Below are 10,246 nucleotides of genomic sequence, written 5' to 3' on the forward strand. Positions count from 1 at the left end.
TACCGTTAGTTTTGCAGAAGTGGAAAGCAGTTTGGTACAGATTTTAAAACGTTGGAGCGATGTAACCGAAGTGGTACACATAGCAGATAAATGGAAAGGTGGGAAATTAATTCTAGAACCAGGAGATACCAATTTAAAATCAAGTGAAGTGCCAATCGATACGTTTTTCCATAAAATTACTATGGTACGTGATAGATTGCGTGTTATGGAGCAAAAAATCAATGCTAGTAACTTAAGTGAACAAGAAAAAATAGACTTACAACAGTACATTACAAGAAGCTATGGTAGTTTAACCACGTTTAATGTGTTGTTTAAATTGAAGGAACAGCAGTTTGTCGGACAAAAGAAATAAGTTTTACATGCAAGGTTTAGTGGTTGTGTTTAAAAGAAACTTCTAAATCAACACCCTAAACCTTGAATTTTAATGTTCTAATGGCCTGCCTTTTCAGGCAATAAGGAATAAGTGTTATTTCTTTCCAATAATATGGTCTATTTCTAAGCCAAAAAGTAGCATTTTATGAAAGGTTGGGAGTTTTGCGCCACTTTCAGTGGTAGTCCAATTGCTCCATGAGGCTTCCAATCCGCCAATAGGTAAAATGTCTACCCACATTTTAAAGCTTTTTGGATGGCCGTTGTTTTTAAACTCCCATAAATAGGAGTCTCCTGGAGTTGTTCCTCCGGAGGTATAAGTTATTAATAAGGCTTCTTTGCCTTCTTCAGTAATTACCAAGCGTCTTTCAGTTCCTTCATCAAAAACCTTGTAAGGAGCCACCAACCAGAAGGAATCGTTATTGAAATAGTTAAGTGCCTTTTCAACAAGTTCGCCTACCTGTTCTGCAGGAGCTTGTACATCGTTGATGTAGGCTTGGCTCTTGCTTGAATCGTTTAAGTTCAATGCTACTTTAAATTCTTTCCAATAAACATGACAGATATTTTTATCCTTTTGCCATTCAAAATGATGCCTTTTTTTAAACGTCCATTCAAGGTAATTTGTGTTTTTGTAGGCTTCGTAATCAAGCGCGTCAAGCATTTTATATGCTAGAGCATCGGCTTGTTCTCCTTGAATTCCTTGAGGTAGTTCTTCGTTGTATTTAAAATATACAAAACCATAGAGTAATAGGGTAGGGAGCGTGAGGAACACTATAATACCTAGAACAATTTTAATAACTCGTTTTGTTTTTTTTACCATGGTTTCGTTGACTTAAGTGAGTTTTAATTTACAAAAATAAGCACAGATTGAGTATTTATAGTCTTTAAGATTATAAAATGTTTAGTATGCTGAATAAACAGGGGGTGTTTTTAAAAAGCTAAGTGAGAATATCATTTAAAATCCAACAGCTGTGTCATCGCCTCGTTTATCCGCACCTCCTTCTAAAGTGCCGTCCTCTAGGACTAAAATACCATCTACAATGCCAATTACAGGAGATCGTTCTTCATTGATGGTATATCCTTTCTCGGATAATTGTTGGATTAACTCCTTGTCGAATGAATAAGGTTCCATCCTAATTTCATCGGGTAACCACTGATGATGAAAACGTGGTGCATTAACAGCTTCTTGCATAGTCATCTTAAATTCTTCAACATTTAAAATGGTTTGTAACACAGAGGTTATAATGGTAGAACCTCCCGGAGTTCCAACGGACATAAAAAGTTTTCCGTTTTTTTCAACAAGAGTAGGCGTCATAGCGCTTAACATGCGTTTTTCGGGAGCAATACTGTTGGCCTCGCCTCCAACCAAACCATATACATTGGGTGTACCAGGTTTGCTGCTAAAATCGTCCATTTCGTTGTTTAAAAAGAAACCGAGTTCATCCACATACAATTTAGAACCGTAACCACTATTTATGGTTGTCGTAACAGCAATAGCATTCCCAAATTGGTCAACAATAGAGTAGTGGGTGGTTTCGGTACTTTCCTTAGGATATAAAACTTGTTTAATCTCCATGTGATATTCTTCAAATTCACCATATGTCACGCTACTAGATGCTGTGGCTTTCTCAAAGGAAAAATTACTCATTCTCTTTTCTAAATAACTGGAGTTTAAAAGAGAATCTATTGGAATGTTAACAAAATCAGGATCGCCAAGATAATAGCTTCTATCAGCATAGCTTCGACGTTCTGCTTCGGTAATAACCTGAATAGCTTTTAGGGAATTATGACCATATTCACTTAAAGGATAAGGTTCAATTTGTTTCATAATTTGCGCCAAACAAATTCCTCCGCTTGAAGGAGGCGACATCGAAATAATATTTAAGTCTTTGTATTTGAAGGTGATTGGATCTCTCCATTTGGCTTCATATTTCTGCATATCCTCTAAGCGAATAAGACCTCCCTTTTCTGTTATATAATTAACAAGAAGTTGGGCGGTTTTACCTGTGTAAAACTCGTTTTTGCCATGTTTAGCTATGCGGCTTAGAGTATTAGCTAAGGCTATGTTTTTAATGGTGTCGCCAGCTTTTTTGTTTTTGGAAAAGATAATGTCCTTGCCATTTACAGCTCTGAAAATACTATCATATGTTTGGAACCTGTTTGCCTGTTTTTCGGTAACCACAAACCCTTTGATAGCTAAATCTATAACAGGTTGTAAGACTTCAGAAACAGCTAGCTTGCCAAATTTTTCTTGTGCAGCAAAAATTCCAGCTACGGTTCCAGGAACACCAACAGAATACCCACCAATAAGACTTTTATTTGCAACAACCTGGCCTAAAGAATCTAAATACATGTTTTTAGTTGCGGCTAAAGGAGCTTTTTCTCGGTAGTCCAAGGCTCCGGTTTCACCTGTGTTTAATCTATAGACCATAAATCCACCTCCCCCAAGATTTCCTGCATAGGGATAACATACGGCTAAAGCCATTTCAGTGGCCATCATGGCATCAAACACATTGCCACCTTTTTCTAGGATGTCGCTACCAATTTTAGAAGCTTCTTGCCTGGCCGATACAACCATGGCTTTTTGCGTTATCAACCCGCGGTTTTCAGAAGGAGCTTTGATTGGGTTTTTACAGGAAATAAAACTCGTTAGAAAGCAAATGATGAAAAAAATTCGTGTCATGATTGGTTTAAAATTTGGTGGGATATCTCGTCTCTTTTAAGAGTGGCAAAAGCTATTAATTCTTCAAAAAATGCACTAAACTCAGCCTCAAATTCTTGGTAGTATGCTTGTAATTCAACTGTGGCTTTATGCATGCCTGACACATATTTGGTGCGTCGGTTCATACCTTCTAGAACTTCTTGTATACCTTCAATATGGGCATAGTTTAATAACCAATTTCCAGAAATCATATAGGGCATCATTTTTTGGGTGCGATCTGGTAAAATATCGAAATGACTATGTATAAGTTTATAAAAATTTTGAACGTATATATCTAATGGAACTTCAGAATAGGTAGACCAGTTTTTGGCCAAAAAGTGATCGTATAAAATATCAACTATCACACCACTGTAATGACTATAATTTTCATGAAGTCTTTTGGTGCTTTGTCTTACTATGGGATGTGCATCGGTAAAAGTGTCAATTTCACGATGAAGTAGTATGCCTACTTGGACTTCTGGGGGATAGCCTTCGTACTTGTTTCCTCGAATACCATCTGCCATAAAATTCCCAATGGTTATAAGTTCGTTATTACCTGATAAGTAAATATGTGCTAGAAAATTCATTTTGTGAATTTACAACTTAGTCTTGAAATTTTACAATGTGATTTACAATTTCTAATTGTATATTTGTTAAAACTAACACAAAGTAGCTATGACATTAATAAAATCTATATCAGGAATTCGTGGAACGATTGGAGGAGAGGTAGGCAATAATTTAACGCCTATCGATGCGGTTAAGTTTGCTTCGGCTTATGGTACATGGTTAAAACAACAACGGAACAAAGAAAATTACAGAGTGGTTGTTGGTCGTGATGCCAGAATTTCGGGTGAGATGATACAGAATTTAGTTATGAATACGCTTGTTGGTTTAGGTATCCATGTGATAGATGTAGGATTGTCAACCACACCAACAGTGGAAATAGCTGTGCCTATGGAACATGCCGATGGAGGAATTATTTTAACTGCCAGTCACAATCCAAAACAATGGAATGCCTTAAAGCTTTTAAATGCAAAAGGTGAGTTTTTAAATGGAGTAGAGGGAGCTAAAATATTAGAAATTGCTGAAAGTGACTCCATGTCATTTTCCGATGTGGATAGCTTAGGGAAAATAACTAAAAATGAAGCTTATATTGATTTGCACATTGATGCGGTTTTAAACTTAAATCTAGTTAATAAAAAAGCCATTGAAGCGGCCGATTTTAAAGTGGTAGTTGATGGCGTTAACTCAACAGGAGGGATTGCTATTCCTTTGTTGTTAGAGCGTTTGGGAGTGCAAACGGTTAAATTGTATTGCGACCCTACCGGACATTTTCCGCATAACCCAGAACCATTAAAAGAACACTTAACAGATTTGTCAAATGCCGTAGTTAAAGAAAATGCCGATTTAGGTATTGTGGTTGATCCAGATGTAGACAGATTGGCTTTTATGGATGAAAATGGAGAGATGTTTGGGGAAGAATATACTTTGGTTGCTTGTGCAGACTATGTGCTAAGTAAAACTCCTGGAAATACGGTAAGTAATATGAGTTCTACTAGGGCCTTAAAAGATGTTACCGAAAAACATGGTGGTACCTATGAAGCCAGCGCCGTAGGTGAGGTTAATGTCGTGGAACTGATGAAAAAAAATAACGCGATCATTGGTGGCGAAGGAAATGGTGGAATTATATATCCAGAATCTCATTACGGACGTGATGCTTTGGTAGGCGTAGCTTTATTTTTGAGTTTGTTAGCAGAAAAACGCATGAAAGTAAGTGAGTTACGTGCTAGTTACCCAAGTTACTTCATGAGTAAAAAGAAAATAGAACTGACACCAAACTTGGATGTGGACGCTATTTTAAAACAAATGGAAGCGAAATATGCACATGAAACCTTAACAACAATTGATGGGGTTAAAATAGACTTTGCTAAAAGTTGGGTACACTTACGAAAAAGTAATACCGAGCCTATTATTCGAGTGTATACAGAAGCACCAACGCAACAAGAGGCCGATGAACTAGCAGACAAGGTTATTGCAGAAATTCATGCTGTAGCCAGCTAAAATACAAGTATTAAATATCACGGGTTTTCTACGAAATTTCTAGGTGTTACGAAATGATGCTAGGAAAATTGTTTTGAATATGAAGTAATAGACACAGACTATTAATAGGCTTTTTAAGACAGTGTGATTAAAAATTCAAAAGGATTTTTCAAATAGGATGAAACTTAAAAACAAAACTATTTAGTGGAAGTTCGCTGGTACTTTATCTCGATGTTTCCATCGCTTATGCGTCCATAGGTAGTACTCAGGAGCTTCGTAAATTTGTTCTTCTACTAACTTTAAGAATTTGTCTGTAATTTCGTAATCTGGGTAATCGTAGGGATTATAAGCAATGGTTTGAAACGTTGTTTCATAATAGCCGCGCTTTAACTTTTTAACAGCAAAAAACACAACCGACATATCTATTTTTTTAGATAACATTTCTGCACCTGTATGTACAGGAACAGTAATACCCATAAATTTATTCCAATGATATGCTTTGTCGTGTTTTGGCGATTGATCGGCTGCAAAGCCACAGATAAAGTTCTCTCCTTCCTTTTTGGCATCTAATAGAACAGAAATACTTTCTTTAGTTGTAATCAACTCACTGTTGTATTTAGCACGAATACGTTTAACTAATCGGTCAAAATACTTGTTGGCAAGTCGTTTATAAATAGCATATCCTTTTATATTCATATAGGTTTGAAGAATCAAAACCCACTCCCAACTACCATAGTGAGCACACATTAACGCAATACGTCTATTTTCTTTTTCAAGTTGTTGCATTAACTCAATATTAGTAAACGTGAAGCGTTTCTTCATTTCAGCTTCTGAAATAGTCATAGACTTAATGGATTCCACAACCATATCACATAAGTGATGATAGAATTTTTTAGTGATGATTTTAATTTCTTTATCAGACTTATCTGGAAAAACCAATTGTAAATTCTCTCTCACTGTTTTAGTCCTATAACCTAGAATACGGTAAATTAGAACGTAAACAGCATCCGAGAAAAAGTAAAGAACTCTAAATGGTAATATGGAAATAAGCCATAAAAACGGATAAATTAAAATGTAGGCAAGAAATTGCATGAATTAATTTTAGATTTGCAGAAACAAATATATGTTTTATTTAAAAACTAACGATAAGAATCTATGGGCAATTTAAGTGTTGTATTACTGGTAATAATAGCAGCAAATGTAATAATCTCTTTTAAGGGATTTGGTGATTTCGCTTTTTTTGAGAAATACAAGTTTAATGTGGGAAGCATTCATAGAGGTGAAAAATTCAGAATGTTTAGTTCTGGCTTTTTGCATGTGGATACAACGCATTTGTTTTTCAACATGTTTACACTTTATTTCTTTGCCGATATTGTCGTAGCTTATTTAGGGACCTTGTACTTTTTAGTAGTGTATATAGGTAGTTTAATGTTGGGAAGTTTACTTTCGTTTTATTTTCATAAAAATGAATACCATTATAGTGCTGTTGGGGCAAGTGGAGCGGTTACGGGTGTTTTGTATTCGGCGATATTACTACAGCCAGATATGAGTCTGTACCTGTTTTTTATTCCTATTCCAATTCCCGCTTATGTGTTTGGAATTGGTTATTTATTGTACTCAATTTATGGCATGAAAAACCAATTGGGAAATATTGGTCACGATGCCCATTTTGGAGGTGCCATCGGTGGATATGTAATCACCTTAATTTTAGCGTCTTGGTTGTTTAAAGAGCATTTGTTGATGATTGTTTTATTAGCAATCCCTATTGTACTTTTATTTGTATTGAAGAAATTAGGGAAGTTATAAAACAAGAAAGCCTTTCAACATGTTGAAAGGCTTTCTTGTTTTTAATACGATTCCTGTTAATTTAATAGCTCGGCTATTTTAGCATCAAGCGCAGAACCTCTCAAATTTTTAGCAACAATAATTCCTTCGCTATCTATAATGTATGTAGCAGGAATGGCTTCAATAGCATATTGCTTAGCCACCGGGTCGTTAAAGAATGCCAGGTTAGAAACTTGGTGCCAAGTTAAATTATCTTTTTCTATGGCATCTAACCATGCAGCTTTAGCGTCTTTTTGGTTCGGAGCTCCATCTAAAGAAACGCCAATTATTTCAAGACCTTGATCTTTATATTTCTCGTAAACTTTTACCACATTCGGATTTTCCTTTCTACAAGGTCCACACCAAGCAGCCCAAAAATCAATAATAGTTACTTTTCCTTTAATGTCATCTAAACTAACTAATTTTCCTTCAGGGGTAGGAGCAGAGAAGCTCGGTGCTTTAGTACCTACTTCAACTGTTACTTTTGAAAGATTTCCGTGGATGGCTTTTCCAAATTTACTAGAGGCCACTTCTTCAGAGAACGAGTTAAAAACGTCTTGTGCTTCAGCTTTGCTGATGCCTTGCCCCATTAATATGTTTCCTAAAATGGCAGCACTTGTAACTAAGTCGGGATGTTTTTTAATTAAAGCGATGTGTCGCTTATTGGTTTCGTCTAGCAATTGTTTGAATTCATCTTGAATGTCATCCATTCGCTCATGGTCACCCTCATTTTTGGCTAATCTAAAAAGCCTCCCTAACTCAGCATTTTTAATTTTTAAGATTTCAGAATCTTTGTGGTATATTTTTAATAAGTCATTTTCCTTACTTCCTGTTACTACAGAATTTTGAAGACTATCCTTGTAAATTTTTAAAGACATACTTTCGTTTCTAACCATCAATGGAAAAAAACCGTTTATGCCTTCAATGTTTAAATAATAAAGGTCTGGAGATTCTATCTCTCCTTTTAGGGTGAGTTTTCCGTCTTTAACTGTGGTCGAATCTAAAATAACTTCTTGAGAACCATCGAAACTTAGTAATTTAGCTTTTACATTGTTAAGTGGTTTATCAATGTTCGCTTTAATAAGAAATCCAGTTTGTGGGTGTTCTGCTTTACATGAAAAAAGCAGAGTTATTGCAAGAAATAAAGTAGTAATTCTTTGTACCATAATTAAGTTTATTTAATAAAATTTTATGCAAAGATACTAGCTTTTAAAAATTAAGGCTGTTAATAATAGCTTAATATATTGGTTATAATATGTGCCGGTATTTTAGTATTTTTGTAGGATGACACAAAACGATACTATTGTAGCCTTAGCTACTGCTTCTGGAGCAGGAGCTATAGCGGTTATTCGCTTATCTGGAAAGGATGCCATTACTATCTGCTCTAAATTATTTAAATCCATTCACAATAAGGATTTAACCACTCAAGCAACGCATACCATTCATTTAGGACATATAATGGATGGAAAACGAACCATTGACGAAGTTTTAGTATCGGTGTTTAAAAACCCGAAATCCTATACGGGTGAGGATGTAGTGGAAATTAGTTGCCACGGGTCCATGTATATTCAACAGGAAATTTTACAATTGTTTTTAAGAAATGGTTGTAGAATGGCCGATGCTGGAGAGTTTACTCTTAGAGCATTTTTAAATGGAAAGTTGGATTTAAGCCAAGCAGAAGCTGTTGCCGATTTAATTGCAAGCGACAACGAGGCTTCGCATCAAATAGCCATGCAACAAATGCGAGGTGGATTTTCAAGTGAAATAGCAAAACTCCGTGAAGAACTATTGAATTTTGCGTCATTAATAGAATTGGAACTGGATTTTGCGGAAGAAGATGTTGAATTTGCGGATAGAACCCAATTTAAAGAATTGGTGGAACGAATTGTATTAGTTTTAAAACGTTTGATAGACTCCTTTGCTGTAGGAAATGTGTTGAAAAATGGAATTCCTGTAGCTATAGTTGGAGAACCTAATGTGGGAAAATCTACTTTGTTAAATGCCTTGCTAAACGAGGAACGTGCCATAGTTTCAGATGTGGCTGGAACAACTAGAGATACTATTGAAGACGAAATTTCTATTGGAGGAATTGGATTCAGGTTTATTGATACAGCAGGAATTAGGGACACTAAGGACCTAGTTGAAAGCATTGGAATTAAAAAAACCTTTGAAAAAATAGAACAAGCCCAAGTAGTTATTTATTTGTTCGATTCCGAAAAATACAAAGTGCAGTGTTCGGAATTTAAGGTCGAGCTTGAGAAAATAAAAAATAAATACCCTTTAAAACCTTTAGTTGTAATTGCTAATAAAATTGATAAAGTAGACGATATTCAGATTGCTGAAATGCAAGCCGAAATACCAGAAATCCAATTGCTGTCAGCAAAAACAGGCTTTGGAGTGGAGCAGCTCACAAATAAATTGCTAAACCTTATCAATACAGGCGCTTTGCGTAATAATGAAACAATTATTACCAACACAAGACATTACGACGCGCTTTTAAAAGCCTTGGAAGAAATTCAAAAAGTAAAATACGGTTTGGAATCTGATTTGTCAGGAGATTTATTAGCTATCGATATTAGAGAAGCCCTATATCAATTTGGATTGATAACTGGAAGCGTTACTAACGACGAACTTTTAGGCAATATATTTGCTAATTTCTGCATCGGAAAGTAATAACACTTCCTTTGTTTAGTCAAAGCTTTATTATACAGTAGATTAACGCAAATTACCTTCCTTTACTTGTTGCTAATTTGCCTATTATTGTGTATCTTTCGTTACTAATCTGTTGCTATAGAAACAAGTTTTGTTGCTAACAACAGATCAGTTGTTACAGAAGAAACCACAAAACTTTTCGGATTATGAAAGTTACACTAAGAAAACGCAATCAAGGTGGTATGACCAGTTTGTACTTGGACTACTACCACAAAGGCAAACGGAAAACAGAGTACTTAAAGCTCTACTTGGATCCTAAAGCCAAAAGCAAGGACGAAAAGGAAGTCAATAAAAAAACTTTACAGTTAGCCGAAACAATTAGGGCACGGCGACAAATTGAAATCCAAAACGGTGTTTATGGATTCCGTGACAATGAGAAATTGAAAGCAAGCTTTGTAACTTATGTCGAATTACTTACCGAAAAACGCTTAGACAGTAAAGGAAATTATGGGAATTGGGATAGTATGCTAAAGCATCTAAAATCTTTTGTGCCTATGGATATAACTTTCTCCGAAGTCAATAGAAAGTTTGTCCAGGACTTCAAATACTATATTGATAAAAATCTCAGAACAAAGAGCAATCAGCCCTTATCTCAAAACT

10 protein-coding genes are annotated in these 10,246 nt (G+C 35.5%); 5 read left to right on the plus strand and 5 right to left on the minus strand.

From position 1 onward, the window contains the following. The coding region (locus VKY41_RS04780; protein ID WP_500813298.1) for a DUF8685 domain-containing protein at nucleotides 1-352 on the plus strand (352 nt) is incomplete at its 5' end. A 114-nt stretch (nucleotides 353-466) separates the two neighbouring features. On the opposite strand, the gene VKY41_RS04785 is transcribed toward VKY41_RS04780, so the two are convergent. The 3 genes from VKY41_RS04785 to VKY41_RS04795 form a co-directional block, all read right to left on the minus strand. Beyond that, nucleotides 467-1,189 carry a hypothetical protein gene (locus tag VKY41_RS04785; protein WP_500813299.1) on the minus strand — a complete coding sequence of 241 codons (723 nt, stop codon included), beginning with the start codon at nucleotides 1,187-1,189 and terminating at the stop codon, nucleotides 467-469. Between the two features lie 135 nt (nucleotides 1,190-1,324). Continuing rightward, nucleotides 1,325-3,052 (minus strand): gamma-glutamyltransferase, encoded by a 1,728-nt coding sequence (ggt, locus tag VKY41_RS04790; RefSeq protein ID WP_500813300.1) that lies wholly within the window; start codon nucleotides 3,050-3,052, stop codon nucleotides 1,325-1,327. After that, nucleotides 3,049-3,657, minus strand: a complete 609-nt coding sequence (locus VKY41_RS04795; protein WP_500813301.1) for an acyl carrier protein phosphodiesterase — start codon at nucleotides 3,655-3,657, stop codon at nucleotides 3,049-3,051. The genes ggt and VKY41_RS04795 overlap by 4 nt, the downstream gene beginning before the upstream one ends. A gap of 88 nt (nucleotides 3,658-3,745) precedes the next feature. Here VKY41_RS04795 and glmM point away from each other — a divergent pair, with 88 nt between their 5' ends. Continuing rightward, nucleotides 3,746-5,131: a phosphoglucosamine mutase gene (gene glmM / locus VKY41_RS04800; protein WP_500813302.1), complete on the plus strand. Its 1,386-nt coding sequence runs from the start codon at nucleotides 3,746-3,748 to the stop codon at nucleotides 5,129-5,131. Between the two features lie 180 nt (nucleotides 5,132-5,311). Here the strand turns inward: glmM and VKY41_RS04805 are convergent, their stop codons facing one another. Then, the gene (locus tag VKY41_RS04805) at nucleotides 5,312-6,202 is read right to left on the minus strand and encodes a lysophospholipid acyltransferase family protein (protein ID WP_500813303.1); all 891 of its coding nucleotides are present in this window, start codon (nucleotides 6,200-6,202) and stop codon (nucleotides 5,312-5,314) included. 63 nt (nucleotides 6,203-6,265) lie between these two features. Here VKY41_RS04805 and VKY41_RS04810 point away from each other — a divergent pair, with 63 nt between their 5' ends. Further along, entirely contained in the window at nucleotides 6,266-6,916 is a 651-nt protein-coding gene (locus VKY41_RS04810) for a rhomboid family intramembrane serine protease (RefSeq protein WP_500813304.1), read from the plus strand. A 56-nt stretch (nucleotides 6,917-6,972) separates the two neighbouring features. On the opposite strand, the gene VKY41_RS04815 is transcribed toward VKY41_RS04810, so the two are convergent. Beyond that, complete coding sequence (locus VKY41_RS04815) at nucleotides 6,973-8,100, minus strand: redoxin domain-containing protein (protein ID WP_500813305.1); 1,128 nt, start codon at nucleotides 8,098-8,100, stop codon at nucleotides 6,973-6,975. A 118-nt stretch (nucleotides 8,101-8,218) separates the two neighbouring features. On the opposite strand from VKY41_RS04815, the gene mnmE reads away from it, so the two are divergent. Both mnmE and VKY41_RS04825 read left to right on the plus strand, forming a co-directional pair. Next, complete coding sequence (mnmE, locus tag VKY41_RS04820) at nucleotides 8,219-9,607, plus strand: tRNA uridine-5-carboxymethylaminomethyl(34) synthesis GTPase MnmE (RefSeq protein WP_500813306.1); 1,389 nt, start codon at nucleotides 8,219-8,221, stop codon at nucleotides 9,605-9,607. A 185-nt stretch (nucleotides 9,608-9,792) separates the two neighbouring features. Then, on the plus strand, nucleotides 9,793-10,246 hold a 454-nt coding region (locus VKY41_RS04825; protein ID WP_500813307.1), incomplete at its 3' end, for a phage integrase SAM-like domain-containing protein.

The sequence above is a fragment of the Xanthomarina sp. genome, assembly GCF_035306605.1.
Taxonomy (GTDB): domain Bacteria; phylum Bacteroidota; class Bacteroidia; order Flavobacteriales; family Flavobacteriaceae; genus Xanthomarina.

What these genes read in the sequence shown, in the direction of transcription:
- VKY41_RS04805 (WP_500813303.1), bottom strand. Translation starts at nt 6,202, where the DNA reads ATGCAATTTCTTGCCTACATTTTAATTTATCCGTTTTTATGGCTTATT.
- VKY41_RS04815 (WP_500813305.1), bottom strand. Translation starts at nt 8,100, where the DNA reads ATGGTACAAAGAATTACTACTTTATTTCTTGCAATAACTCTGCTTTTT.
- VKY41_RS04795 (WP_500813301.1), bottom strand. Translation starts at nt 3,657, where the DNA reads ATGAATTTTCTAGCACATATTTACTTATCAGGTAATAACGAACTTATA.
- VKY41_RS04810 (WP_500813304.1), top strand. Translation starts at nt 6,266, where the DNA reads ATGGGCAATTTAAGTGTTGTATTACTGGTAATAATAGCAGCAAATGTA.
- mnmE (WP_500813306.1), top strand. Translation starts at nt 8,219, where the DNA reads ATGACACAAAACGATACTATTGTAGCCTTAGCTACTGCTTCTGGAGCA.
- VKY41_RS04785 (WP_500813299.1), bottom strand. Translation starts at nt 1,189, where the DNA reads ATGGTAAAAAAAACAAAACGAGTTATTAAAATTGTTCTAGGTATTATA.
- glmM (WP_500813302.1), top strand. Translation starts at nt 3,746, where the DNA reads ATGACATTAATAAAATCTATATCAGGAATTCGTGGAACGATTGGAGGA.
- ggt (WP_500813300.1), bottom strand. Translation starts at nt 3,052, where the DNA reads ATGACACGAATTTTTTTCATCATTTGCTTTCTAACGAGTTTTATTTCC.